Below are 25,668 nucleotides of genomic sequence, written 5' to 3' on the forward strand. Positions count from 1 at the left end.
GGACCGCGTCAGGTGGCGCGAGGGCGTCCAGGCCGGCCGGACGGGCGCCAGGTCGGCGGCCGGCTCGGCGTCGGCCGTGACGGGCTGGAGGGCATGGGGACTCCCGCGCGTGAGAACCGGGCTCAGAGGAGGTCGGTGACGACGGGCGGACCGGCCGGCTGCGGCACTGTGGCGAGCGGCTCGCGCACCAGCGAGGCCGCAGCGGACGGCACCGGCCGGCGCTCGTCGAGCGGCACGACCGGAGGCAGGTCCGATTCCCCGAGGACGACCCGGCGCACCACCCGCTCGGCCGCACGGCCGTCGTCGTACGTGCAGAACCGCTTCCGGAACGCCGAGCGCAGCTGGGCCGACCGGGAGCCGCGCCAGTGGCCGGTGGCGAAGATGTCGATGAGCTCGTCCTCGCCGCGCGCGACCGCGCCCGGCGGGAAGGAGCGCAGGTCGAAGTAGGTGCCGCGGGCCGCGTCGTACGCCTCCCAGTCGTCGGCGTGGATCACGATCGGCCGGTCCAGGTTGGCGTAGTCGAACATCAGCGACGAGTAGTCCGTGACCAGGGCGTCCGAGGCCAGGCACAGCGACTGCACGCTCGGGTGGTCGCTGACGTCGACGACCCGGCCGCAGGTGCCGGTCAGCGGGGCGTCGTAGGCGTGATGGGCGCGGGCCAGCACCATGAAGCGCGGGCCCAGGCGGCGCACGATCCGCTGGAGGTCGAGGGGGTGGCGCTGGGAGCGGCGGTAGTCGCGGTGGGCCGGCGCGTAGAGGATCGCCACCGTGCCCTCCGGGATGCCGAGGGAGGCGCGCAGCCGGGCCACGTCCGCCTCGGTCGCCGTGCGGAACACGTCGTTGCGGGGACAGCCGTACTCCAGCGTGGTGTAGCGGCCGGGGTGGACGCGCTCGTGGGTGAGGGTGGTGTGGCGGTTGGCGGACAGCAGGTAGTCCCACTGGTCGACGCCCTTGAGCAGCCGGGCGAAGTCCCTGCCCCGGGCCGCCGCCGGGCGCTCCTGCAGGTCGAGGCCGATGTGCCCCAGCGGGGTGCCCTGCCCGGTCTGGATGAGGGTCTGGCCCCGGCGCTTGACCAGGCGGTGGTCGAAGTCGGTGTTGCTGACGAGGTAGGCGGAGCGGGCCAGTGCCGTCCAGTAGGCGGCCGAGCCGGGGACGACGCGGCGCGGGCCGGGCGGGATGGTGTGGTGGTGCTCGGGGCGGGCGATCCACGTCGTGCGGATGTGCGGCGCGAGATCGCGGAAGGCGGACTCCAGCGCGCCCGGGTTGCAGCTGTGGCCGCGGCCGTCGTAGGCGGTGAAGACGGCCCGGTCGGCGCGCAGCGGGAGACAGCGCTGGACGCGGTAGTGGAGCCCGAGCGCGGCGGACCGCGCTCCGCGCAGCAGCTTCCCGGTGGTCCGCGCGACGCGGCGGTGCAGGGCCGACGCCAGCTGGAGCGTGCGGTAGGTGCGGTGCAGGCCGAAGCGGATCAGGGTGTGGTGGATCCGGCAGCGCAGGGGAACGGGGATGCCGGCGGTGCGGTAGCGGCGGTAGTGGGCGCGGGCCCGGCGCATGAAGTCCGCGTGCGTGCCGGGGGGCAGCCGGTCCCGCCGGGAGTACACGATCGCCAGGTGATGGACCATGCGGCGGAACAACACCGGCCGCCACCGGGCCAGTTCGGGCCGCTCCTCCAGATACCCGAACACCCGGTCGTACTGCTCGAAGACGTCGAAGTGCCGCTCGCTGGTGGTGCGCAGGATGCTGCCCTGCCGCCGCTGCCGGTAGAGCACACAGACGCGGTCGAGGGTCGCGATCGACTCCGCGGTCATCAGCACCGGATACGTCCACGGCGTGTCCTCGTAGTACCCGGGGGGGAAGGCGAACCCCTGCTCCTCGACGAACTCCCGCCGGTAGGCCTTGTTCCAGGCGACCATCAGCAGCCGCAGCAGGCCCGGCCGGTCCTCCAGGCGGAACGGGGCCGGGCCCTGCTCGGTGAGCTGGAGGGCCGCCTGGTTGCGGACCGCCTCACCCGTCCAGTAGGTGCGCGCGTAGTCGAAGACCAGGACGTCCGGCTCGCCGGTCTCCTTCAGCCGGTCCGCGACCGACCGCAGCGCGCCGGGTGTGAGGGTGTCGTCGCTGTCGAGGAACAGCAGGTAGTCGCCGCTCGCGTGGGCCACGCCGGCGTTTCTCGCGCGGCCCAGGCCGACGTTCTGAGGCAGATGGACGGGGTGGACGCGCGCGTCGCGGGCGGCGAACTCGTCGATGATCGCGCCGCACGCGTCCGGCGAGCAGTCGTCGACGACGATCAGTTCGAGATCGGGGCAGGACTGGGAGAGCACCGATTCGAGGCACTCGTGCAGGTACGCCTGAACCTGGTACGCGGGGACAATGACACTGAACCTGGGCAAGAGGCCATCCATCGGTCGGCGCGGGCGTTCGGCCCGGGAACGGCCGGTGGGACGAGTTGGTTACGGCGGCTACGGCATCCGGGGGAACGCACAAGGGGCGGACCGCGCCCGGTCCGCCCCTCCAACTGCCTTGCGCTGAACGCTACTTGACGGCACCTGCCATCACGCCGGACACGAACTGCCGCTGGAACGCGAAGAAGACGGCCAGCGGGACCACCATCGAGATGAACGCGCCGGGTGCCAGCACGTCGATGTTGTTGCCGAACTGCCGTACCTGCGTCTGGAGTGCGACCGTGATCGGCTGGCTCCCGGAGTCCGAGAAGATCAGCGCGACCAGCATGTCGTTCCACACCCACAGGAACTGGAAGATGCCGAGCGAGGCGATCGCCGGGGCACCGAGCGGCATCACGACACGGAAGAACAAGCGCAGTTCACCCGCCCCGTCCAGGCGTGCCGCCTCCAGCAGCTCCCTCGGGATCTCCGCGAAGAAGTTCCGCAGCAGGAACACCGCGAACGGCAGACCGAAGCCGACGTGGAAGAGCACCACTCCGGTCACCGAGCCGAAGATGCCGATGTTGCCGAAGAGTTCGGCGATCGGGATCAGCGCGACCTGCACCGGCACGACCAACAGGCCGACCACGCCCAGGAACCACCAGTCCCGGCCCGGGAACTCCATCCAGGCGAAGGCGTAGCCCGCCAGCGAGCCGATGATCACGACGAGCAGCGTCGCCGGGACGGTGATCCACACCGTGTTGACCAGGCTGCTGGTGATGTCCTCGTTCTCCAGCAGTTTCGAGTAGCTGTCGAAGGTCATCTGCGACGGCTCGGTGAACACCTTCCACCAGCCGCTCGCCGCGATGTCCTCCGGTGAACGCAGACTCGCCAGCAGCAGACCGATCGTCGGCACCAGCCAGAACAGGCCGACGACGATGAGGAACACCCGCACCAGCCCACCGCTGACCCCCTCGGCCAGCCGGGACCCCAGCGACTGCTTCGCCTTCATCGCCGCACCTCCCGCCTGAGCCGACGCACGTTGAACCACATCACCGGGATCACGAGCAGCAGCAGGAACACCGAGATGGCGCTGGCGATGCCCGGCTGGTCCTCGGAGAAGCCCTTGCGGTACAGCTCCAGGGCGAGGACGTTCGCGTCGTCCTGGGCGGAGCCGGGGGCGATGATGAAGACCAGGTCGAAGATCTTCAGCACATTGATCATCAGGGTGACGGTGACGACCGCGAGGACCGGCGCCAGCAGGGGCACCGTGACCCGTCGGAACACCTGCCACTCACTCGCGCCGTCGACCCTGGCGGCCTCCAGCAGTTCGCGCGGCACGCCCGCGAGCCCGGCCGCGATCAGCACCATCGCGAAGCCCGCCCACATCCAGATGTACGCGCCGATGATGGACGGGGTGACCAGGGACGGGCCGAGCCAGTCCAGGCCGTTGTACGGTTCCTTGAAGTTGCTGTCCGGGAGCCGGAGTTGGGCCCCGTCGGCCGAGGCGGGCAGGGTGAAGGTGCCGTCGTCGCCGGCCGTGGTGGAGGCCACGACCTTGCCGTCCTTGACGGCTTCGATCCTCATGCCGGCATAGCCCAGTTCGGACGGGTCGACGGTGTTCAGCTTGCCGACGCCCTTGCCCCGCGTGAAGTCCTGCCAGGTCGTACCGGTGACCTTGTCCGGCTCGGGCTTCGGCGCCACCGCCGGCTTCGCGCCGTCCGGCATCAGGTCCGGCGCGACACCCACCAGGGGCAGCGAGACGGTCTCTCCCGCGCGGACGGGCGACTTGGTGATGAACGCACCGCCGCCCGCAGGCTCCAGCGGCGACTGACGGCCCGGGTGGGCCTTCGGGAACGCCGACGCCTGCGTGAACGTGTCGTGCACGCCCACCCACACCGCGTTCGCCACGCCCTTGTCCGGGTCCTGGTCGTACACCAGGCGGAAGATGATGCCCGCCGCCAGCATGGAGATCGCCATCGGCATGAAGACGACCAGCTTGAAGGCCGTGCCCCAGCGCACCCGTTCGGTCAGCACCGCGAAGATCAGGCCGAGCGCCGTCGCGACCGTCGGCGCGAACACCACCCAGATGACGTTGTTCTTCAGCGCGGTGCGGATGCCCTCGTCGGTGAAGAGGGCCTCGTAGTTGTCGATCCCGGCGAAGCCCTCGCCGGACTGGTCGTAGAAGCTGCGGACCACCGAGTACCCGATCGGGTACACCACGAGCGCGCCGAGCAGGACGAGCGCGGGCAGCAGGAACAGCGCCGCGACCATCCTGCGGGTGCCGGTCACACTCTTGCGCGACTTGCCCACGGCAGGGGGCTTGACGCCCCCTGCCGCCGTGGCCGACGTCATGCCGTCAGCCTCCGTAGGCCGCGGCCGCTTCGGCCTCCAGCTTCTGCTGTGCCCCCGCGACGTCCTTCGGGTTCTTCAGGAAGTCCTGGAGGATCTTCCACTCGCCCTTGCCGGGCGTGCCGCCGAAGGCCTGCGGGGCCTGGTCGGACATGTCGAAGCGGAAGTCGTCACCGGCGTCGATGAGCGCCTTGGCGATCCTCTGCTGCACCGCGTTCGGGTACGCGGAGTTCGGCACGTTCTTGTTCGGCGAGAGGTAGCCGCCCAGCTTGGCCTGGATCTGAGCCGCGTCCGGCGAGGCGAGCCAGGTGGCCAGAGCCTGCGCCCCCTTCGAGTCCTCAAGGATCACGGCCGCGTCACCGCCCGAGACCACCGGCCCCGTGTCACCCACCGCGGGGAACGGGAACACCTTCGCGTCCGTACCGATCTTCATGCTCTTCGGGATGTTGACCTGCGCGAAGTCGCCCGCCGCGACCATGGCGGCCTTGGGCTGGTCCCCGCCGGTGAAGACCTGCGTGACGGAGGCCGGGAAGTCGGTCTGCAACGCCCCCTTCGCGATGTAGTCGGGCTTGCCCCAGACCTGCGCGAGCGTGGTCAGCGCGTCCTTCACGGACGGGTCCGTCCACTTGATCTCGTGCTTGGCCAGCTGGTCGTACTTCTCCGGGCCGGCCTGGGAGAGGTAGACGTTCTCGAACCAGTCGGTCAGCGTCCAGCCCTCGGCGCCGCCGACGGAGAACGGGGTGACGCCGGAGTCGTAGACCGTCTGCGCGGTCTTCAGCAGATCCGGCCAGGTCTCGGGCTCACTCGCCCCGGCATTCTCGAAGACCTGGTTGTTGTACCAGATCAGGGACTTGTTGGCGGCCTTGTAGTAGACGCCGTACTGCTTGCCGCCCACCTTGCCGATGTCCTGCCAGCCCTGCGAGTAGTTCTCGCCGAGCTCCTTCTGCGCCTCCGCGCCGATGGGCTTGGCCCAGCCCCGGTCGACGGCCTGCTTGATGGCGCCCGGCTGCGGCAGCATCGCGATGTCCGGCGGCTGCCCGCCGGCCACCTTCGAGCCGATGAAGTTGATGATCGGGTCCTGGGCGGGCACGAACGTGACCTTGGCGCCCGTGCGCTTCTCGAACTCCGCCAGGACCTTCTTGAAGTTGGCCTGTTCCGCGCCGGTCCACACGGCGGCGATCTCCAGGCTCGTCCCGTCCAGCTTCGGAAGAGTGACGTTGCTGGCGGCGGCCTCCTCGGTGTTGCCCGGGCTTCCACTGCTGTCCTTGTCGTCGCCTCCGCAGGCGGTGAGCGAGAGCGCGAGCGCTCCCGCGGCGACGGCTGCCGCGGCCTTGGCGGCTCCGCGGTACTGGGGGGTCGCCTTGTCCCTCTCCGGCGACCGGCGTTTCAGGATGGTGCTGCTCGTCATGCGCATGACTGCCCCGTTCTTCGTTCCCTCGTCGAACGTCGAGCGCGCTCCCGTGCGATCTGGTCTACGCCCGGGTGTGCGGGGGCGGCAAGATGGCGTCGGCTGTCAAGCGGGGGATCGTGACACCCTCGTGACCAGGGACTCGTCCCTGATCAACGGAGGGGGTCGGCATCCAGCCAGTGCCATGGACAAGTGCTACAGAAGTGACGGCACCTTGGCCGCCGCGACCTCCCGCGCCGCCCTTTCCAGCGCGCTGGCCAACAGTGCCAGGTCGGTCGGGCCGTTTCCGAGCTCCCGCACCGGACGCCGGGCCGGAGGGTCACCCATGCGGTGCCATTCCAGGGGTACGACCGTGGGTCGCAGCGTCGCCGTCCGGGGGATACGGCCGGTGACCCGCCCGCCCTGGAACGGTGTGACCCGCCCGTCCTCGCAGGCGAGACGGCCACGGCCCGGAGCGGGCTCGTCAGGGCCCGGCGCGGGAGCGTCCAGGGTGACGCGGAGGGTGGCACGGCGCGCCGGTTCCGTCTCCGCCGTACGGGGGCACGGGCCGGTGGCCGCCACCAGGTGGACGCCCAGCCGCTCGCCCTCCCGGGCCACGGCCTCCAGTGCGCGTATCACCGACCCGGCCGCGGGCCGTCCGGTCGAGCCGAGGGCGGGGGAGACCAGCGCGTCCAGGTCGTCCACGACCACGACGAGCCGGGGCAGCGGCGGCGGCGCCGCCTGCGTCTGCCGCCGGGCCGCTCCGGGCCGCAGCCGCATCGTCGAACTGGGCGGGGAGTCGAGATCCGCGTCACCTGCCTCGGTTGGGGCGCCACCCCGGGCCGTCGCCGTGCGCTGGGCGACCATACGGCCCGACAGCTCGCGCCCGGTGTGCCACTCGGCGAAGTCGGACCGGCCCAGCAGCTCGGCGCGCCGCTTCAGCTCGGCGCTCAGGGACTGCGCGAACTCGCGCATCAGGACCGGGTCGTGGGCCGTGAGGTACGTAGTGACATGCGGGACGTCCGTACACACGCGCAGTCCCTCACCGGCCCCGCTGCCCGCGCCGGGGCCGCCCCGGCCGTCGACCAGCACGATGCCCAGCCGGTCCGGCCGCTCGGCGGCGGCCAGGGACGCGACGATCGCCCGCAGCAGCTCCGTACGGCCGCTGCCCGGCGGGCCCTCGACCAGCAGATGCGGTCCCTGGGCCGCGAGGTCCGCGCAGACCGGGCCGCGCGGCCCGGCGCCCAGCACCGCGCGCACCCGCCCGCCCAGCGCCTCGGTGTCGTCGGCCGCGTCCGCCCAGCGCGCCATCAGCGACGCCGGGGTGGCCCGGGCCAGGCCCAGCTCGTCCAGCAGCCGTGCCGCCTGGGGCAGCGGCGCGGAGACACGCGGCTGCCCGTCGCTCGCCGAGCCGTCCGTACGCAGCGGCGCCAGCGCCCGCGCGAACCGCTCGGCCCACGCGGGGGAGACGGCGTCGACCGTGGCGATGGTGCCGTGTCCGACGGGTCCGGCCGGGGAGTCCTCGCCCCCCACCCGGGCCACGCGCATCAGCCGCAGGGCAGTCGCCACATCCCCGCTGAGCAGCGCGACGGCACCGCACTGCCGGAACGTCGGCGCCACCGAGCAGGCCGCCTCGTAGGTCTCCGTCACCGGTGAGGCGGGGGAGGCGGCGGCGGTCTCGGCCAGGCAGACGACATGGATCCCGGCCCGGGGGCCTTCCGACGCCAGCCGCGCCACGACCGCACGCAGGTCGGCGCCGCCGGGGTCGCCGTCCACGACGAGGACGGTGTACGGGCCGGGGAAGCCGGTCGCCTGGCCGGGGACGGGAGCGGGCGTGTCGTCCCGGGCCCAGGAGGGGCGGCGGGCCAGGGGACCGGCGGTGCTGGTCCCCTGGGTCTCACCGCCCTGGCCGTCGGCCCCCTGGGCTCTGGAGAACCGCACGTTGCCCAGCAGCCCGCCGGCCCCTGCGGCGCTGCCCTCCGCGTCCGCCACCTGGTCCTCCAGACGGCGGATGAGCTCGTCCGTGCGGGCGGCGGCCTGTTCCCGGTCGTAGGCGAGCAGCAGGCGGCAGTCCTGCCCGTGCCCCGGGCGGACATGCGGCAGCCAGCCCAGCCAGGACCACTCGGCCGTGCGCTCCGCCAGCGGGCGGGAGCGGTCCGCCGAGATCAGGACGATCTCCAGTGTGTCGGGGGAGTGCAGCGCGGTGAGCTGCGCCAGCACGGCACGGGCCAGCCCGGCGAGCCGCGCCCGGGGCCCGGCCATTCCCAGTGCGCCCACCTCGCGCAGCCCGGCGGTCACCGGCACCGCGGGCAGCAGGCCAGAGCCGTCCGGCGCGGCCCGGTCGGCGGTGCCGAGGCGCACCGCGAGCGCCTCGGGGTGGCCGGGCCCGCGCTCCCACAGCCGGGGGCCCGGCCCGAGCGCCGTCAGCAGCAGTGTGGCCGGATCCGGCCAGGTCTCCGGCACGGCCGGCCCGACGACCGCGGAGCGCTCCGCTGCCACCTCTACCGGCTCGTCCTCGTACGTCTCGCGCGCGGGAGCTCCCTGCTCACCACGCCCTCCGGTCAGCCGCCGAGCCCACGCCCCGAGCCCGCCCCGCCTGCGCGTCCCCGGCGGAACATCGGTACCCCGCAGAGGAGTGCCCTTACGTCCCCGACCGGACCGCTCGTCCGGGGCGCCCGGGCCGCTGTCATCACCGGGGCGACCGCGCCCGGCCGGGCCGGCAGCGGTGGGGGGCGTCGGACGGGGAGCTGCTTGGCCACCGGCCGGGGCATGTGGGGTGACGCCTGTGCCGCTGGTGTCGCCGGGGTGTCCGCCTCGGCCTCCGGCCGGGGCGTGAGGGCCTGCGCCCGTGCCGCTGGTGTCGCCAGGGCGACCGCGCCCTGCCTGGCCGGCGCCCGTGGGAGCCGTCGGACCGGGGGCATACGGGGCCCCGGCCCGGGCATGAGGGCCCGTGCCGTCCGCCGTTCCGGCGCCCTGGCCGGAACCGCCCGCACGCCCGTCATCGAACGTCCCGCCCAGCGCCCCGGCACCTGAGCGGCCGGCGTGCGTGTCCCCGGCACCGAGCCCGTGCCGCGCCGCGCCGTGCTGCCGGGGAGTGCTGGTGACGCCGTCGGGGGAACCCATCGACGAGCCCTCGGCGCTGCCACGCTGCCGCGGGGCCCGGCCCACGCCCCCCTCCGACGACGCCGTACGCGGCTCTTCCCGGGATGCCGGGCGCGCCGAGTCTCCGCCGGAGCCGACGGGCCCTGAGTCTCCTTGGCCCCGGGCGATGCCCGGCCCGTACTTACCGGCAGCGGCCCGGAAGCCGCCCTGCGGGGCCCCCGGCTCACCTTCGGCAGCCGGCTGCGAAGCCTCCGCGGCCGCTCGCGTACCCCTGCTCTCGACCCGAGGCGTCCCACCCTGCCCCGGCACCACCGCCGAGTCCCCGGAGCCGTGCCGGGCGGTGCCCGGCGTGCCCCAGGCCGCCGAGCCGTAAGCGTGCTCGGTGGACCCGGCAGGACCGGAGGCCCCAGACGCCCCGGCAAACCTGGTGCCGGCCTCGGTGGCCCCGGAAGTCCCGGAAGACCCGGCAGGCTCGGAATCCTCGGAAGTGCCGACAGGACCGAAGGCCCCCGCAGTCCCGAAAGAAACTCCCGCGGTCCCGAAAGAACCGGAGGCCCCGACACTCCCGGAAGAAACACCTGAAGCACCTGTACCGGAGGCGCCGGAAGCGCCCGAAGTACCGGATGTTCCTGCAGTCCCCTCGCTCCCATAAGCCCCGGAAAGCCTGCCAGGCCCGGATGTCCCCGAAGACCCCCTAGAGCCAGCAGGCGCAGAAGCCCCGGAAGACTCGGCGGCCCCCGCAGACCCGGCGGCCCCGGTAGGCCCGGCAGCCCCGGCAGCCCCGAAAGCGCCGGTAGGACCGGATGCCCTGCCACGCCCGGCAGCCCCGGCAGATCCGGATCCCGCAGCAGACCTGGAACCCCCGAAACCCCCGGAGGACCCGGCAGCCACCGAACCCGATGCCCCAGTACGCGACCCCGCCGTACCCACCGCAGCCCCGCCGGCGCCCGCAGGCCCCGGCACGCGCACGTGCCCCTCCCCGTCCGGCGCCGTGTCCACCCGGCCCCCCGGCCCCCCGGCGGGAGCCAGCCGCAGAGCCGATTCGCCGATCCGCAGCAGCGCCCCCGGTGCGAAACGGACCGCCCGGCCGCCCACCCGCGTGCCGTCCAGCGTCGTGCCGTTCGTGGAGTCGAGGTCGGCGACCGAGACGTGGCCGTCGGCGCTCACCGTCACCGCGCAGTGCAGCCGGGAGACGTCCGGGTCGTCGAGCGGTACGTCGGCGTCGGCGGAGCGGCCGATGCGGATCTCGCCGCCGTGCAGGATGTGGACGCCGCCGGCGTCGGGCCCGGCCACCACCTGGAGCTGGGCCGGGGCGTCGTCCAGCTCGGGATGCGGCTCCGGCTCGCCCGGCGCGCCCACGGACAGCACGGCACCGTCGGTCAGCGGTGGCTCGCCGAGCGTGCAGCGCTGGGCGTCGAGCCGCTGCTCCCCGGCGTACAGCACCGGGGTGCCCGTGCCGTCACCGCCGAGGACCGCCTGGGCGAGCCCGGAGGCCACCGCCGCGAGCGCCGTCCCGGCGGGCGCAGTGACCAGCACGTCGCAGCGCGCGGCGCGGTCCCGGGCCGGAGCCGCCAGGCCCAGCGGGTCTACGACGGTCAGCCGGATCTGCATCGCCGTCAGCGGTCCCTTCTGCCCGGGTGCGGAGTCCCCCACCCCGCCCCAGCACGTCGGCCAGTACTGCACGCATCCTCGCACCTGCCACTGACACCGCGCCCCTCGCTCCGGAAGAAGCGATCTTGATTGGTCGGCTCTGCCCGCAAAAGTGCCTGAGAGATGACCCACTGGCGATCACTTGAGATCGGTCACGCTCAGTCTCGGCAACCACGAGACCGAGGTGAGCGTCTTTCCAGCGAACGCGTGCGACATTCGAACGCATGCGAGAACACGTACGTAAGACCCACAGAATGACGACACCCCGGTCCCCGGCGGCACGGCACTACAGTGGGTCGGACAGGCCAGCAGGCAAGGCAAGCACCAGGGAGCGCATGACGTGCGGCCGGTAGGCAGCAAGTACCTGCTCGAGGAGCCGCTCGGGCGCGGCGCCACGGGCACCGTCTGGCGAGCCCGCCAGCGCGAGACCGCGGGCGCCGAGGCGGCCGTGCCGGGACAGCCCGGCGAGACCGTCGCGATCAAGGTCCTCAAGGAGGAGCTGGCCAGCGACCCGGACATCGTCATGCGGTTCCTCCGGGAGCGCTCCGTCCTGCTCCGGCTGACCCACCCGAACATCGTCCGGGTCCGCGACCTGGTCGTCGAGGGCGAGCTGCTGGCGCTGGTCATGGACCTCGTCGAGGGTCCCGACCTGCACCGCTACCTGCGCGAGAACGGGCCCTTCAGCCCCGTCGCCGCGGCCCTGCTCACCGCCCAGATCGCCGACGCGCTCGCCGCCAGCCACGCCGACGGCGTCGTCCACCGCGACCTCAAGCCGGCGAACGTGCTGCTCCAGCAGTACGACGGGCAGATGCACCCGCTGCTGACCGACTTCGGCATCGCCCGCCTGGCCGACTCCCCGGGCCTGACCCGCACCCAGGAATTCGTCGGCACGCCCGCGTACGTCGCGCCCGAGTCCGCCGAGGGCCGCCCGCAGACCTCCGCCGTCGACATCTACGGCGCCGGCATCCTGCTGTACGAGCTGGTCACCGGCCGCCCGCCGTTCTCCGGCGGCTCCGCCCTGGAGGTGCTGCACCAGCACCTGAGCGCCGAGCCGCGCCGTCCCTCCACGGTCCCCGACCCGCTGTGGACGATCATCGAGCGCTGCCTGCGCAAGAACCCGGACGAGCGGCCCAGCGCCGTGAACCTCGCCCGTGGCCTGCGCGTCGTCGCCGAGGGCATCGGGGTGCACGCGAACTCCGCGCAGATCGCCGCAGCCGAGAACGTCGGCGCGCTCCTGGTGCCCGACCCGGCGCCCGCGCCCGTGCCGGACACGCCCGGCGCGGGCGACGCCGACCCCACTCAGGTCCTCCCGCAGGGCGCGGGCTCGTACGACCCGAACGCCGCGACCAGCGTCATGCCGCACACCGGCGGTCCGGCCGGCGCCGCCGACCCCACTGCGGTACTCCCCAACCGGGGCGCGGCCGACCCGACCGCCGTCATGCCGCCGGTCCCGCCCGGCTCGCCCGGCCACTCCGGCCAGCAGGCTCAGCAGGGCGGACCCGAGGACCCGCACCCCTGGCAGAACCAGCTGCGGGCGGCCCGCGACCGCAACGAACAGACGCAGGTCCAGTACCTCGACCCGAACGAGGACCCGCTGCGCCGCCGCCCCCAGCGGCAGGTCGCCCGGCCCCAGCAGCCGCCGCGCCGCCAGGCACCCCCGCCCGGGCCCGGCTACGGCCATCCGCAGCAGCAGCCCCAGCAGTACGCCCCGCAGCCCCAGCGACCCCAGCCGCCGCAGCGCTACGCGCCACCCGCGCCGCCGCCCCAGCCCCAACAGCCCCAGCGCGAGCCGCGCCAGCCCCGGCAGCGCAGCGCCAACCCGATGCGGATTCCCGGGCTCGGCTGCCTCAAGGGCTGTCTCTTCACGATCGTCATCCTGTTCGTCGCGGGCTGGCTGATCTGGGAGCTGAGCCCGCTCCAGGAGTGGATCGGTACCACCAAGGGCTACTGGGACCAGCTCACCGACTGGTTCAGCACGGTGAGCGGCTGGATCGAGAAGGTCGGCGGAAGCGGTTCGGGCACGAACTGACCGGAACCTCCCTGCGGGGTTGGTGATTTGTCGACACCTGGCGGGTGATTTCTGTCTCCGCGGTGAAGGTTGGCTCTCCGGACGCGTAGTTTTAGCGACAACACGCGTCGGTAGGAGCAGCCTTGGCACGGAAGATCGGCAGCCGGTACACCGCCCACCAGATCCTGGGGCGGGGCAGCGCCGGCACGGTGTGGCTGGGCGAGGGTCCCGAGGGCCCCGTCGCCATCAAGCTGCTGCGCGAGGACCTGGCCTCCGACCAGGAACTCGTCGGGCGCTTCGTGCAGGAGCGGACGGCGCTGCTCGGCCTGGAGCACCCGCACGTGGTGTCGGTGCGCGACCTGGTCGTCGACGGCAACGACCTGGCACTGGTCATGGACCTCGTCCGGGGCACCGACCTGCGGACCCGGCTGGAGCGGGACCGGCGCCTCGCGCCCGAGGCCGCCGTCGCGATCTCGGCCGACATCGCCGACGGGCTGGCGGCCGCGCACGCCGCGGGCGTCGTGCACCGGGACGTGAAGCCGGAGAACGTCCTCCTGGACATGCAGGGCCCCCTGGGTCCCGGCGGCTCCCACCGCGCGCTGCTGACCGACTTCGGCGTGGCCAAACTCATCGACACCCCGCGCCGCACCAAGGCGACGAAGATCATCGGCACGCCGGACTACCTGGCCCCGGAGATCGTCGAGGGCCTGCCGCCCCGCGCCTCCGTCGACATCTACGCGCTCGCCACGGTCCTCTACGAGCTGCTGGCCGGCTTCACCCCGTTCGGCGGCGGCCACCCGGGCGCGGTGCTGCGCCGGCACGTCACGGAGACGGTCGTCCCGCTGCCCGGCATCCCGGACGAGCTGTGGCAGCTGCTCGTGCAGTGCCTGGCCAAGGCGCCGGCCTCGCGACTGCGGGCCTCGGAGCTCGGGGCCCGGCTGCGGGAGCTGCTGCCGATGCTGGCGGGCATGCCGCCGCTGGAGGTGGACGAGCCGGACACGGAGTCCGCCGAGGAGGCGGACCGGGAAGAGCAGCCCGCCAGGCCGGCACCGGCCGAGCGGGTCCGGCGGCGGGGCGCGGTCCCCCTGGTGCCGGGAGCGAAACCGGCCGACTCCAACCGGGACACCCACACCTCGATGCGCGTACCGGCCCCCGACGAGCTGGCCGGGGGCGCGCACGGCACGGCCCGGGCCCCGCGCGCCTCGGGGACCCCCCGGCCGGGTTCGGCCCGCAACCGCGCCCTCGCCCGGCGCCGCCGCGTGGCCCTCGGCGCGGGCGCGGTCCTCCTGGCGGCGGCGGTCGGCGTCGGGGCGTGGCTGTCCACCTCGGGCGACGACGCGAGCGCACCTCCCCAGGACACGAAGAACTCGGCCCCGCAGTCCCCCTGACCTCCCGGGCCCCTTCCGATCCCGCCGGCCGGCCCGGGCGCCCGGCGATGGCCGCCGGGCGGAGCCGTTACGCTGGAGGGCGTGGCAGTCGTCGATGTATCCGAAGAGCTCAAGTCCCTCTCCTCGACCATGGAGTCGATCGAGGCCGTCCTGGACCTCGACAGGCTGAGGGCAGACATCGCCGTGCTCGAGGAGCAGGCGGCCGCGCCGTCCCTGTGGGACAACCCCGATGAGGCGCAGAAGATCACCAGCAAGCTGTCCCACCTCCAGGCCGAGGTGCGCAAGGCGGAGGCGCTGCGCGGTCGCATCGACGACCTCGCGGTTCTCTTCGAGATGGCCGAGGAGGAGGACGACCCGGACACCCGCGCGGAGGCCGAGTCCGAGCTCGTCGCCGTCAAGAAGGCGCTGGACGAGATGGAAGTCCGCACGCTCCTGTCCGGCGAGTACGACTCCCGTGAGGCCCTGGTGAACATCCGCGCCGAGGCCGGCGGCGTCGACGCCGCCGACTTCGCCGAGAAGCTCCAGCGCATGTACCTGCGGTGGGCCGAGCAGCGCGGCTACAAGACCGAGATCTACGAGACGTCGTACGCGGAGGAGGCCGGCATCAAGTCGACCACCTTCGCCGTCCAGGCGCCGTACGCGTACGGCACGCTCTCCGTGGAGCAGGGCACGCACCGGCTGGTGCGCATCTCGCCCTTCGACAACCAGGGCCGGCGGCAGACCTCCTTCGCGGGCGTGGAGATCCTGCCCGTGGTCGAGCAGTCCGACCACGTCGACATCGACGAGAGCGAGCTGCGCATCGACGTCTACCGGTCCTCGGGCCCCGGTGGCCAGGGCGTGAACACCACCGACTCCGCGGTGCGCATCACGCACATCCCCACCGGCATCGTCGTCTCCTGCCAGAACGAGCGCTCGCAGATCCAGAACAAGGCGACGGCCATGAACGTGCTCCAGGCCAAGCTGCTGGAGCGGCGCCGCCAGGAGGAGCAGGCCAAGATGGACGCCCTCAAGGGCGACGGCGGCAACTCCTGGGGCAACCAGATGCGTTCGTACGTGCTGCACCCGTACCAGATGGTCAAGGACCTGCGCACCGACTTCGAGGTCGGTAACCCCGAGGCCGTTTTCAACGGTGAGATCGACGGTTTCCTCGAAGCCGGAATTCGCTGGCGCAAGCAGCAGGAGAAGTAAGTTTGTCGACAAGGCAACTGCCGCCGTCAGGGCGGCAGTTGCCTTTTCTGTGCACGCTTCTGTGTCGGCATGTCTGGGTTTTACATCACACTCACAGAGTCAGACTCCCGGCATTGCCCCCGTAGTTGGACATGGCGCCCGCAAACGCCCTTGACGTGTCTTTGGAAAATGGGAAAGGTAAAGCGCGGCATGCGTGTCTCTGGGGCGCATGTGAACCGGGGGGCTCTTTCACCGCAGCTACCCCCGTCGAGCACAGCTCCGAACGCTGCCTAATGACGATGAGCTACTGGGGGTAGCAACCACATGACGAAGAAGACGCGGATCCGTGTCGCGCGGATCGCGGCCGGTGCCGTGATCGCCGCCGGCGCCTCGCTGACCGCCGCTGGTGCCGCATCCGCCGCGGAGACCGACGACTGCCTGCTGGGCATTCTGTGCGGTGAGGAGTCGCCGACCCCGACCCCGACCCCGCCGGTTCCCACCGAGCTCCCCACCGACCCGCCCACGGACCTCCCGACCGACCCGCCGTCGACCGAGGAGCCCACGGACGAGCCGACCGAGCCGACGGACGAGCCCACCGAGCCGACCGAGGACCCGACCAGCCAGCCGACCAACCCGGGCAACGGGAACGGTGGCGGTAACGGCGGCGGCAACGCCAACGGCGGCGGGAACGGTGGCGGCAACGCCGCCGACCCCGACGGCGGCACCTCGCCGCAGGAGGAGGGCTCCTCGTCCCTCACCGACACCGGCTCGGACGCCACCCCGGCGGCGCCGCAGGCCCAGGGCAACGGCCAGGAGCTCGCCGAGACGGGTGCCGCGCAGACCACCTTCCTGGTGATCGGCGCCGCCACGATGATCGCCGGCGGTGTCGGCTTCCGCGTTCTGCCGCGCCTCGTGGGCGGCCGCGGCGGGGCTGCCGCCTGACGGTAGCCGCGTCCGTACGGACGGTAGGCGCAGCGCAGAGCCGAGGGCCCGGAGCGAAACGCTCCGGGCCCTCGGCCATGTCGTCGCTAGGCTGTCTGGTGCGCCAGTAGTGCGACCGCGGCGATCAGCACCGTGAGCAGTGCGATCAGTGCCATCGGGTTCAGACCCGCGAGGAAGTTCTCCTGCTGCAGCCGCTCGCGGTTCGCACGGCACACGGGGCACCGGCCCTCGCTCACGGGCGCCGCGCAGTTCGCGCACACCAGCCGGTCGTACGTCATGCGCTCGCCCTCCTTGCGCCGGTTCCTTGTGTGTAACGCTCGTGGCGGTGCGAACGTTCCCTCTCCACTGTGCCAGGTTCCTCCGGACGTCGCGCGGGTCGCTCCCAAGAGGGTGTTTGCTATGGTCTCGCGGCTGCGGGCCGTATGTGGCTTGTCGCGCAGTTCCCCGCGCCCCTGAGGGGCCTGCCCCTCACCGGCAGAAAAAGGCACAAGTGCTACACAAGCACCACTGGTGACTGCGGTCTGCTGCCCGATTCGCGTATGGTCACGCTCATCTACCCCCGGCGACCCGTGGTGCATCCGTGATCCGATTCGACAACGTCTCCAAGGTCTACCCCAAGCAGACCCGCCCCGCCCTCAGGGATGTCTCCCTGGAGGTCGAGAAGGGCGAGTTCGTCTTCCTCGTGGGGTCCTCCGGCTCCGGAAAGTCCACCTTCCTGCGGCTGATCCTCCGCGAGGAGCGGTGCAGTCACGGGCAGGTGCACGTTCTGGGCAAGGACCTCGCACGCCTGTCCAACTGGAAGGTGCCGCAGATGCGGCGCCAGCTGGGGACGGTGTTCCAGGACTTCCGCCTGCTGCCGAACAAGACGGTCGGCGAGAACGTCGCCTTCGCGCAGGAGGTCATCGGCAAGTCACGCGGCGAGATCCGCAAGTCAGTGCCGCAGGTGCTCGACCTCGTCGGGCTCGGCGGCAAGGAGGACCGGATGCCCGGCGAGCTGTCCGGTGGTGAGCAGCAGCGTGTGGCCATCGCGCGGGCCTTCGTCAACCGGCCCAAGCTGCTCATCGCCGACGAGCCCACCGGCAACCTCGACCCGCAGACCTCCGTCGGCATCATGAAGCTGCTCGACCGCATCAACCGGACGGGCACCACCGTGGTGATGGCCACGCACGACCAGAACATCGTGGACCAGATGCGCAAGCGCGTCATCGAACTCGAGAAGGGCCGCCTCGTCCGCGACCAGGCCCGCGGTGTCTACGGCTACCAGCACTGAGACCGCACCCGAGAGTCACGGAAAGGCATAACCCCTCGCCATGCGCGCCCAGTTCGTCCTGTCGGAGATCGGCGTAGGTCTCCGCCGCAATCTGACGATGACCTTCGCCGTCGTCGTCTCCGTCGCCCTGTCGCTCGCCCTGTTCGGCGGGTCGCTCCTGATGAGCGACCAGGTCAACACCATGAAGGGCTACTGGTACGACAAGGTCAACGTCTCGATCTTCCTCTGCAACAAGAGCGACGCCGAGTCCGACCCCAACTGCGCCAAGGGCGCGGTGACGGACGACCAGAAGAAGCAGATCAAGGCCGACCTCGACAAGATGGGCGTCGTCCAGACGGTCACCTACGAGTCGCAGGACCAGGCGTACAAGCACTACAAGGAGCAGTTCGGCGACTCCCCGCTGGCCAGCTCCCTCACGCCGGACCAGATGCAGGAGTCGTACCGCATCAAGCTGAAGGACCCGCAGAAGTACCAGGTCATCGCGACCGCCTTCAACGGCCGGGACGGCGTGCAGTCCGTCCAGGACCAGAAGGGCATCCTGGACAACCTCTTCAAGCTGCTGAACGGCATGAACTGGGCGGCCCGCGCGGTGATGGCGCTGATGCTGGTCGTCGCGCTGATGCTGATCGTCAACACGGTGCGCGTCTCGGCGTTCAGCCGTCGGCGCGAGACCGGCATCATGCGCCTGGTCGGCGCCTCGGGCTTCTACATCCAGGCGCCGTTCATCATGGAGGCCGCGGTCGCCGGGCTCATCGGCGGCACGCTCGCGTGTGGCTTCCTGCTGATCGCCCGGTATTTCCTCATCGACCACGGACTGGCCCTGGCCGACCAGCTGACGCTGATCAACTTCATCGGCTGGGACGCCGTCCTGACGAAGCTGCCGCTCATCCTCGCCACGAGCCTGCTGATGCCCGCGTTGGCGGCGTTCTTCGCGCTGCGCAAGTACTTGAAGGTGTGACGCATACCAAGAGGGGCCGTGCGGTCAACAAGCCGTACGGCCCTTCCCCTTGTCCTAGACTCACCGCCATGTCAGGTCGTGACCCGTTCTGTCAGCCCCGTCGCGTTCGCCGCGGGGCCGCCCTGACATTGATGTTCGCGAGTGTGCTCGTCGCCGGCGCGGCCACGGGGTCCCTCCCGCAGGCCGACCGGAAGCCGGCGCCGGACGAGGCCCGTTCGGCCGCTCCGGCCGGGCGCCACGCGGACGTCACCAGGGCGGCCGAGGAGGCCATGGCCGACGGCAAGTCCCCGATGGAGGCCGCGAAGCGCGCCGTCAGCCGCAGCGGGGACCGCTGGGGCGCCGTCTACTCCCAGGGTGAGTACGAGGAGTTCGAGGAAACCCTCGACGGCCAGTACACCGGCGTCGGCCTGTGGGCGCGCAGCGCACACGACGGCCGTATCGAGGTGACGAAGGTGCGGGCCGGCTCGCCCGCGGCCACCGCCGGGATCCGCCCCGGAGACCTGCTGCGCAGCGTCGACGGCCGGAAGACCGACGGGCGGCCCGTCACCGAGGTCGTCGCCATACTGCGCGGGGACGCCACCGACGCCCCCGCCGGCACCACCGTCCGCCTCGGCCTGGAGCGCGGCACGCGCGCGTGGACCGAGATCGTGCGCCGCGCCCAGCTGTCCACGGACTCGGTCGCCGTTCGAAAAGTCGCCGGCTCGGTCACTCTCATCCGGGTCGACACCTTCACCAAGGGCTCCGGCGACCAGGTCCGCGAGGCCGTCCGGCAGGCCCCGCCCGGCGCCGGGATCGTCCTCGACCTGCGCGGCAACTCCGGCGGTCTGGTCAGCGAGGCCGTCACCACGGCCTCCGCGTTCCTCGACGGCGGCCTGGTCGCGACGTACGACGTCGACGGCGAGCAGCGCGCGCTGCACGCGGAGCCCGGGGGCGACACGACGAGACCCCTGGTCGCACTCGTCGACGGCGGGACGATGAGCGCGGCCGAACTGCTCACCGGCGCCGTTCAGGACCGCGGACGGGCGCTCGTCGTGGGTTCCCGGACCTTCGGCAAGGGCTCGGTCCAGATGCCGAGCCGGCTGCCCGACGGCTCCGTCGCGGAGCTGACCGTCGGGCACTACCGCACCCCTTCCGGCCGCGCGGTCGACGGCCGGGGCATCACGCCCGACCTGGAGGCCGACGAGGGCGCACTCCAGCGGGCCGAGACCGTACTGCGCGGTCTGGCCGGTCCCTCGTAATCGACTTCCCCCAGGCCCCCTCCGTAGTGCGAAAATGGGCGGCACTATGGCTAAGGAAAAAGGGCGCAAGCTGATCGCGCAGAACAAGAAGGCGCGGCACGACTACCTCATCATCGACACCTACGAGGCCGGTCTGGTCCTCACCGGCACCGAGGTGAAGTCGCTGCGCCAGGGACGGGCGTCGCTGGTCGACGGCTTCGTGCAGATGGACGGGCACGAGGCGTGGCTGTACAACGTGCACGTGCCCGAGTACAGCCAGGGCACGTGGACCAACCACAGCGCGCGGCGCAAGCGGAAGCTGCTGCTGCACCGCGAGGAGATCGACAAGCTGGAGTCGAAGTCGCAGGAGACGGGTCACACCATCGTGCCCCTCGCCCTGTACTTCAAGGACGGCCGCGCCAAGGTCGAGATCGCGCTGGCGAAGGGCAAGAAGGAGTACGACAAGCGCCAGACGCTCCGCGAGAAGCAGGACCGGCGCGAGGCCGAGCGGGTGATCTCGGCGGTACGGCGCAAGCAGCGGGCGTAGGCCCCCGAGGGGTGCGTGGGAATACGCTGGCATCGACCTGCGTTGGTCACGTACGATGGCACCTGCACCTCACAGCGGGTGCGTGCTCCCTCGCGGGGGCGACGATTGAAAAATCAACATGGGGATGATCGGTTTCGACAGCGGCTGTCGAAGCAGGGGAAGCGTGTCGAGGAAGCGGCCATGATCTCGTAAACCACAGGCCGAAAAAAATAATCGCCAATTCCAAGCGATCCATCTCCCAGGGCGAGCTCGCCCTCGCTGCCTGATCTTCAGGTAGCGAGCAGCGGCTCCCCTACTTAAGGGAGTGTCAGCCCGGGGGTGTTCCCGACCCGGATCCTGGCATCATTTAGGGAACTAAACCTTGATCCCGGTCACGGGGTGAAAAGGGAAACCACACAGTGACTGGGCCCGTCGGAGACTTGTCGGCGTGATCTCCGGGGCCGAGAAAAGCACAGCCGACTGCACACGGAGAAGCCCTGTTTCCACACCGTTGGACGCGGGTTCGATTCCCGCCATCTCCACTCATCCCATGTGGGCACAGGCCCCGTCGCTTACGAGCGGCGGGGCCTGTGTCATGCGTGGCCCGTGCTGGGCCGCCCGGTCAGCCGCGGCGGCAGCAGCGTCGCCTCCGGTACGGGCGTGCCGTGCAGGTGCGCCATCAGCAGTTCCACCGCTCGGGTGCCCAGCTCGCCGGCCGGCAGGGGGACCGACGTGACCGTCTCGGGGTCGTCGGGGCAGACGGCCATGATCGACAGGTCCTCTGGGATACGGAGGCCGAGCTGCCGGAAGGCCGTGAGCAGGGGTTCCAGGAGCGGGGCGTTGTGGACGACCACGGCCGTCAGGGCGGGGTGTTCGCGCAGCAGCCGGTCCGCGATGGGGTGGGCCGCGTCCGGGGCCGACTCGGCGGGGTGCACGCAGGACGTCAGCCCGTGGTGGTCGGCCGCGGCCGTGAAGCCCTCGACCAGGCGGTGCGCCGAGGCAGTCCCGCGCAGGTGGACCTCGGGCGGCGAGCCGACCAGGGCCACTGTCCGGTGGCCGAGGCGGGCCAGGTGGTCCACGCAGGTCTCGCCCGCTGCCCGGTGGTCCAGGTCCAGGCAGGTCAGACCGTGCGGGTCGGCGGGGAGGCCGAGGAGGACGCAGGGGCGGTCCAGGGAGCGGAGCAGGGGGAGCCGCGGATCTCTGAGGCCGATGTCCAAGACCAGTAACGCGTCCGCCGGTGCCGATTCCCCGACGCGGGTCAGGCCCTCCTCATGGGTGAGGAGCAGGACGTCGTGGTCGTATCCGCGTGCCGCTGTCACCACCGACTCCGTCACACGCATCAGTGCCGGTACGTGGACGCCGGCGCGCAGCGGGGCCGCCACGGCCAGGACCTTCGATCTGCCGTGCGCCGGTGCGCCCGAGTGCGGACGGTAGCCCAGCTCCCGGACCGCCGCCTCGACCCTGCGCCGGGTCTCGTCGGAGATCGGGCGCTTGCCGCTCAGCGCGTACGACACGGTGCTGGGGGAGACCCCGGCCCGGCGTGCCACGTCCGTGATCCTCACCATCAGGACGGCTCCAGCCCCAGCGTCAGGGTGCCGGTTCCGGCCGATGCCCGGGTCTCCTGTCCGGCGGTGGCGAGCGCCCAGGGGGCCGCCGGGTCGCTGCAGGTCGCCCGCAGAGTGTCGCCCTCGCGTACCACCGTGAAGGTCACATCCCCGACCCGTACCGTCGTCTCGTCACCGGGCCGCAGGCCGTACGCCCGCAGCGTCACCCCGTCGGCGTGGTCGTAGTCCGGGCGGTCGTCCACCGCCCCCACCGGGATCACCGCACCCGGCCTGACCAGCAGCGGCACGCTCAGGAAGGCGTGCCGCTCGCGCACCCAGCGCGGGCCGGTCACCTGCTCTCCGGTGAGGAAGTGCGTCCAGGTGCCCTCGGGGACGTAGTACGTGACGTCGCCCTCGTCGCTGAACACCGGTGCCACCAGGAGGTCCGGGCCGAGCATGTACTGCCGTTCCAGGTGCGCGCAGCCCGGGTCGTCCGGGAACTCCAGCACCATCGCCCGCATCATCGGCACGCCCTCGGTGTGGGCGGTGCGGGCCGTCTCGTACAGGTAGGGCATCAGGCGCAGCTTCAGCCGGATGAAGTGGCGCGCGACCTCCACCGACTCCTCGTCGAACAGCCAGGGGACCCGGTAGGAGCTGCTGCCGTGCAGACGGCTGTGCGAGGAGAGCAGGCCGAAGGCCAGCCAGCGCTTGAACAGGGCCGGTGTCGGAGTGCCCTCGAAGCCGCCGATGTCATGGCTCCAGTAGCCGAAGCCGGACAGCCCGAGGGACAGGCCGCCGCGCAGCGACTCGGCCATCGACTCGTACGTCGCCTCGCAGTCGCCGCCCCAGTGCACGGGGAACCGCTGGCTGCCGGCGGTCGCCGAGCGGGCGAAGAGGACGGCCTCCGCCTCGCCGCGGTGTTTGCGCAGCACCTCGAAGACCGTGCGGTTGTACAGGTACGTGTAGTAGTTGTGCATCCGCTCCGGGTCGGAGCCGTCGGACCAGGCCACATCGAGCGGCACCCGCTCGCCGAAGTCGGTCTTGAAGCAGTCCACGCCCTGCGCGAGCAGCGCCTCCAGCTTGCCGGCGTACCAGTCGCGGGCGGCCGGGCTGGTGAAGTCGACCAGGGCCATGCCGGGCTGCCACAGGTCCCACTGCCAGACGCTGCCGTCCGGGCGCTTCAGCAGATACCCGAGCGCCTTGCCCTCCGCGAACAGCGGGGAGCGCTGGGCGATGTACGGATTGATCCAGACGGAAACGCGCAGATCACGGGCCTTCAGCCGGGCCAGCATGCCCTCAGGGTCGGGGAAGACCCGGGCGTCCCACTGGAAGTCGCACCAGTGGAACTCGCGCATCCAGAAGCAGTCGAAGTGGAAGACGGAGAGCGGGAGCCGGCGTTCCCGCATGCCCTCGATGAAGGACGTCACCGTCTTCTCGTCGTACGGCGTCGTGAAGGACGTCGACAGCCACAGGCCGAACGACCAGGCGGGCGGCAGCGCCGGGCGGCCGGTCAGGGCCGTGTACGTGCGCAGGATCTCCTTCGGGGTCGGGCCGTAGACGACGTAGTACGTCAGCTCCTGCGTCTCCGCGCTGAACTGCACCCGGGACACGACCTCCGAGGCGACCTCGAAGGACACCTTGCCCGGGTGGTCGACGAAGACGCCGTAACCCGCGTCCGTGAGGTAGAAGGGGACGTTCTTGTAGGCCTGTTCGCTGCAGGTGCCGCCGTCGGCCTGCCAGATGTCCACGACCTGGCCGTTCTTGACCAGCGGGCCGAAGCGCTCGCCCAGGCCGTAGACGGACGTGCCGACCTGGAGGACCAGTTGTTCGCGCAGGTGGTGCGCGCCGGTCGCGTCCCGCATGATGCCCGCGTTCTTGTGGCCGCTGCTGGTGAGAGTGCGGCCGTGCGCGCGGAACTCGACCTGCCAGGGGCCGCCGCGGGCCACCCGGACCGACAGTTCGCCCGAGGTCAAGGTCGCGTGCTGGTCGTCGTACGAGATCTGCGGGGCGGCTCCTGACCCGGTGAGTTCGAACTCGGGGCCCCGTGGCTCGCCTCCCGTGAAGTGCGTCATGGTCAGGCCGATGACGTCGGGCATGGGCGAGTGCGCGCGCAGCGTGAGCACGGGGCCCTTCAACAGGTCCCCGCGGGAGCGGACGGGCCGGGTCGGCGCGTGGATCTCGAGCGTGCCGTCCGACTCGGTGACGTCGAGCACCTCGGCCGGGTACGCCGCGGTGACGCCCTCCCGGAGCAGCCAGTAGCCGTCGGTGAACTTCATGTGGGGGGTCCTTCTTCCCGTGCCCGCGGGGCGGCAGGTGACGTCGAAGCGCTTCGACGGAAGAACGTATGTGGGGTATGTGAGGGCGTCAATGGGGCGTGCGGTGATCGGTGAAGCGATTCGATGCGCTCATCGGCGCCACCATCAGGGCCACGGCCGCCGCCGTCACCGGGATGCCGTATCCCGCCGTCACCGACACGTGCTCCACCGTCCAGCCGCCGAGCGCGCTGCCGCAGGCGATGCCGCCGAGCAGGCCGGTCACCGCCAGAGTCATGCCCTCGTTCAGCCGGCCCTCCGGGGTGCGCTGCTGGACCAGCGTCATCGTGGTGACCATCGTCGGGGCCGTCGCCATTCCGGCGATCAGCAGCGCGCCCGCCAGGAGCTGGAGTGCACCGGTGAGGGCGGCCGCGAGCAGGGGCAGGGTCAGCAGCGCGGTCATCGCGGCCACGCACCACGGCAGCCGGGACGCGGCCGGCCCGGCCGGTTTCACGGCGCCGTACAACAGGCCCGCCGCGCACGAGCCCGCCGCCTGGAGTGCGAGGACGACACCGGCGGCCGACCGGTGCCCCCGCGCGTCCGCGAACGCCAGCGTGACGACCTCCGTCGAGCCGAACACCGCGCCCATCGCCAGGCACACCGCGAGCAGCGGGAGCATGCCGGGGGCGCGCAGCGGTGCCTTCGCGGGGATGTGCGCGCGGACCGGCGGCTCCGTCGCACGCCGGGTCGTGAACAGGACCATGCCGGTCAGCAGCAGCACCGCCCCGACGAGCGTGCCCGCCTCCGGGAAGAACGCCCCGCACAGGAAGGCCGCGAGCACCGGGCCCAGCATGAAGCACAGCTCGTCCGCGGCCTGCTCGAAGGAGTTGGCGGTGTGCAGCGCCTTGGCGTCACCGGCCAGCAGATGTGCCCAGCGGGCCCGGGACATGCCGCCGGTGTTGGGGGTCGTGGCGGTGGCGGCGTAGGACGTGAACAGGGTCCATTCAGGGGTGCCGTGGCGCACGCACAGCAGCAGCGCGAGCGAGCCGAGGACGGCGATCATCGTGGCGGGCAGGGCCACCCGGGCCTGCCCGTGCCGGTCGACGAGCCGGGCGGTCCACGGCGCCACCACCGCGGTCGCCGCGAGTCCGGTCGCCGTGACGGCACCGGCGAGGGCGTAGGAGCCCCGCGTCCCGGCGATCATGACGACCGCGCTGACGCTGAACATGCCCATCGGCAGCCGGGCGATCAGGTTCCCGGCGGTGAACGCACGGGCGCCCGGCAGCCCGAAGAGACGGCGGTACGGGGTGAGTTGCGGCATGCGCCCACCGTCGCCCGGAGGTGACCGGGCGGTCCAACACCTGTTCCGCGCCGAATCACGCACCTGGGTTGTAGGACGGGCTGGAAATATTCGCCCCTCGTTCTTCATACAGAGATATGGAGAGTCCTTAATCGCGCATGGAAAAAATGCTCAACCGGGAAATCCTTCACTCGTTTGCCGCGCATCCGCTGGAGAGGGCCGACGGTTAG

At 71.8% G+C, this 25,668-nt stretch carries 17 protein-coding genes and 1 other RNA gene; 9 read left to right on the top strand and 9 right to left on the bottom strand.

Annotated features, from left to right (window positions below; translation table 11 throughout):
* Positions 1–122 precede the first annotated feature (122 nt).
* The 5 genes from AC07F0_RS29785 to AC07F0_RS29805 all read right to left on the bottom strand — a co-directional run bounded on the left by AC07F0_RS29785 (position 123) and on the right by AC07F0_RS29805 (position 10,827).
* The gene (locus AC07F0_RS29785; protein ID WP_478983130.1) at positions 123–2,384 is read right to left on the bottom strand and encodes a bifunctional glycosyltransferase/CDP-glycerol:glycerophosphate glycerophosphotransferase; all 2,262 of its coding nucleotides are present in this window, start codon (positions 2,382–2,384) and stop codon (positions 123–125) included.
* Positions 2,385–2,526: 142 nt separating this feature from the next.
* Positions 2,527–3,387: a carbohydrate ABC transporter permease gene (locus tag AC07F0_RS29790; protein WP_436730226.1), complete on the bottom strand. Its 861-nt coding sequence runs from the start codon at positions 3,385–3,387 to the stop codon at positions 2,527–2,529.
* Positions 3,384–4,730: a carbohydrate ABC transporter permease gene (locus AC07F0_RS29795; RefSeq protein ID WP_478983131.1), complete on the bottom strand. Its 1,347-nt coding sequence runs from the start codon at positions 4,728–4,730 to the stop codon at positions 3,384–3,386. Before AC07F0_RS29795 ends, AC07F0_RS29790 begins: the two co-directional genes overlap by 4 nt.
* 4 nt (positions 4,731–4,734) lie before the next feature.
* Complete coding sequence (locus AC07F0_RS29800; RefSeq protein WP_478983132.1) at positions 4,735–6,141, bottom strand: ABC transporter substrate-binding protein; 1,407 nt, start codon at positions 6,139–6,141, stop codon at positions 4,735–4,737.
* Positions 6,142–6,330: 189 nt separating this feature from the next.
* Positions 6,331–10,827 carry an FHA domain-containing protein gene (locus AC07F0_RS29805; protein ID WP_478983133.1) on the bottom strand — a complete coding sequence of 1,499 codons (4,497 nt, stop codon included), beginning with the start codon at positions 10,825–10,827 and terminating at the stop codon, positions 6,331–6,333.
* Positions 10,828–11,206: 379 nt separating this feature from the next.
* Between AC07F0_RS29805 and AC07F0_RS29810 the strand changes: the two genes are divergently transcribed.
* The 4 genes from AC07F0_RS29810 to AC07F0_RS29825 all read left to right on the top strand — a co-directional run bounded on the left by AC07F0_RS29810 (position 11,207) and on the right by AC07F0_RS29825 (position 16,371).
* The gene (locus AC07F0_RS29810; protein WP_478983134.1) at positions 11,207–12,895 is read left to right on the top strand and encodes a serine/threonine-protein kinase; all 1,689 of its coding nucleotides are present in this window, start codon (positions 11,207–11,209) and stop codon (positions 12,893–12,895) included.
* Between the two features lie 122 nt (positions 12,896–13,017).
* Positions 13,018–14,262 (top strand): serine/threonine-protein kinase, encoded by a 1,245-nt coding sequence (locus AC07F0_RS29815; RefSeq protein WP_478983135.1) that lies wholly within the window; start codon positions 13,018–13,020, stop codon positions 14,260–14,262.
* A gap of 81 nt (positions 14,263–14,343) precedes the next feature.
* The gene (prfB, locus tag AC07F0_RS29820) at positions 14,344–15,450 is read left to right on the top strand and encodes a peptide chain release factor 2 (RefSeq protein ID WP_436731697.1); all 1,107 of its coding nucleotides are present in this window, start codon (positions 14,344–14,346) and stop codon (positions 15,448–15,450) included.
* Positions 15,451–15,753: 303 nt separating this feature from the next.
* The gene (locus tag AC07F0_RS29825; protein WP_478983136.1) at positions 15,754–16,371 is read left to right on the top strand and encodes a hypothetical protein; all 618 of its coding nucleotides are present in this window, start codon (positions 15,754–15,756) and stop codon (positions 16,369–16,371) included.
* 86 nt (positions 16,372–16,457) lie between these two features.
* On the opposite strand, the gene AC07F0_RS29830 is transcribed toward AC07F0_RS29825, so the two are convergent.
* Positions 16,458–16,649, bottom strand: a complete 192-nt coding sequence (locus AC07F0_RS29830) for a hypothetical protein (RefSeq protein WP_306966631.1) — start codon at positions 16,647–16,649, stop codon at positions 16,458–16,460.
* A gap of 302 nt (positions 16,650–16,951) precedes the next feature.
* Here AC07F0_RS29830 and ftsE point away from each other — a divergent pair, with 302 nt between their 5' ends.
* The 5 genes from ftsE (at position 16,952) to ssrA (ending at position 20,887) form a co-directional block, all read left to right on the top strand.
* Positions 16,952–17,641, top strand: coding sequence for a cell division ATP-binding protein FtsE (ftsE, locus tag AC07F0_RS29835; RefSeq protein ID WP_003990615.1), 690 nt, complete (start codon positions 16,952–16,954; stop codon positions 17,639–17,641).
* Positions 17,642–17,681: 40 nt separating this feature from the next.
* On the top strand, positions 17,682–18,599 hold the full coding sequence (gene ftsX / locus AC07F0_RS29840) for a permease-like cell division protein FtsX (RefSeq protein ID WP_399167503.1): 918 nt from the start codon (positions 17,682–17,684) through the stop codon (positions 18,597–18,599).
* Positions 18,600–18,667: 68 nt separating this feature from the next.
* The gene (locus AC07F0_RS29845; protein ID WP_478983137.1) at positions 18,668–19,837 is read left to right on the top strand and encodes a S41 family peptidase; all 1,170 of its coding nucleotides are present in this window, start codon (positions 18,668–18,670) and stop codon (positions 19,835–19,837) included.
* Between the two features lie 46 nt (positions 19,838–19,883).
* Positions 19,884–20,363, top strand: coding sequence for an SsrA-binding protein SmpB (smpB, locus tag AC07F0_RS29850; RefSeq protein WP_010039871.1), 480 nt, complete (start codon positions 19,884–19,886; stop codon positions 20,361–20,363).
* 120 nt (positions 20,364–20,483) lie between these two features.
* Positions 20,484–20,887: a transfer-messenger RNA gene (ssrA, locus tag AC07F0_RS29855) on the top strand.
* A 48-nt stretch (positions 20,888–20,935) separates the two neighbouring features.
* Here the strand turns inward: ssrA and AC07F0_RS29860 are convergent.
* The 3 genes from AC07F0_RS29860 to AC07F0_RS29870 all read right to left on the bottom strand — a co-directional run bounded on the left by AC07F0_RS29860 (position 20,936) and on the right by AC07F0_RS29870 (position 25,567).
* Positions 20,936–21,907, bottom strand: a complete 972-nt coding sequence (locus tag AC07F0_RS29860; RefSeq protein WP_478983138.1) for a LacI family DNA-binding transcriptional regulator — start codon at positions 21,905–21,907, stop codon at positions 20,936–20,938.
* Positions 21,907–24,162 (bottom strand): alpha-xylosidase, encoded by a 2,256-nt coding sequence (gene yicI, locus AC07F0_RS29865; RefSeq protein WP_478983139.1) that lies wholly within the window; start codon positions 24,160–24,162, stop codon positions 21,907–21,909. Before yicI ends, AC07F0_RS29860 begins: the two co-directional genes overlap by 1 nt.
* Positions 24,163–24,250: 88 nt before the next feature.
* Positions 24,251–25,567: an MFS transporter gene (locus AC07F0_RS29870; RefSeq protein ID WP_478983140.1), complete on the bottom strand. Its 1,317-nt coding sequence runs from the start codon at positions 25,565–25,567 to the stop codon at positions 24,251–24,253.
* Positions 25,568–25,668: the final 101 nt, after the last annotated feature.

This window comes from Streptomyces sp. NPDC045955 (genome assembly GCF_056430805.1).

What these genes read in the sequence shown, in the direction of transcription:
- AC07F0_RS29790 (WP_436730226.1), bottom strand. Translation starts at nt 3,387, where the DNA reads ATGAAGGCGAAGCAGTCGCTGGGGTCCCGGCTGGCCGAGGGGGTCAGC.
- AC07F0_RS29795 (WP_478983131.1), bottom strand. Translation starts at nt 4,730, where the DNA reads ATGACGTCGGCCACGGCGGCAGGGGGCGTCAAGCCCCCTGCCGTGGGC.
- AC07F0_RS29800 (WP_478983132.1), bottom strand. Translation starts at nt 6,141, where the DNA reads ATGCGCATGACGAGCAGCACCATCCTGAAACGCCGGTCGCCGGAGAGG.
- AC07F0_RS29805 (WP_478983133.1), bottom strand. Translation starts at nt 10,827, where the DNA reads ATGCAGATCCGGCTGACCGTCGTAGACCCGCTGGGCCTGGCGGCTCCG.
- AC07F0_RS29825 (WP_478983136.1), top strand. Translation starts at nt 15,754, where the DNA reads ATGACGAAGAAGACGCGGATCCGTGTCGCGCGGATCGCGGCCGGTGCC.
- AC07F0_RS29830 (WP_306966631.1), bottom strand. Translation starts at nt 16,649, where the DNA reads ATGACGTACGACCGGCTGGTGTGCGCGAACTGCGCGGCGCCCGTGAGC.
- ftsX (WP_399167503.1), top strand. Translation starts at nt 17,682, where the DNA reads ATGCGCGCCCAGTTCGTCCTGTCGGAGATCGGCGTAGGTCTCCGCCGC.
- AC07F0_RS29845 (WP_478983137.1), top strand. Translation starts at nt 18,668, where the DNA reads ATGTCAGGTCGTGACCCGTTCTGTCAGCCCCGTCGCGTTCGCCGCGGG.
- smpB (WP_010039871.1), top strand. Translation starts at nt 19,884, where the DNA reads ATGGCTAAGGAAAAAGGGCGCAAGCTGATCGCGCAGAACAAGAAGGCG.
- AC07F0_RS29860 (WP_478983138.1), bottom strand. Translation starts at nt 21,907, where the DNA reads ATGGTGAGGATCACGGACGTGGCACGCCGGGCCGGGGTCTCCCCCAGC.
- yicI (WP_478983139.1), bottom strand. Translation starts at nt 24,162, where the DNA reads ATGAAGTTCACCGACGGCTACTGGCTGCTCCGGGAGGGCGTCACCGCG.
- AC07F0_RS29870 (WP_478983140.1), bottom strand. Translation starts at nt 25,567, where the DNA reads ATGAAGAACGAGGGGCGAATATTTCCAGCCCGTCCTACAACCCAGGTG.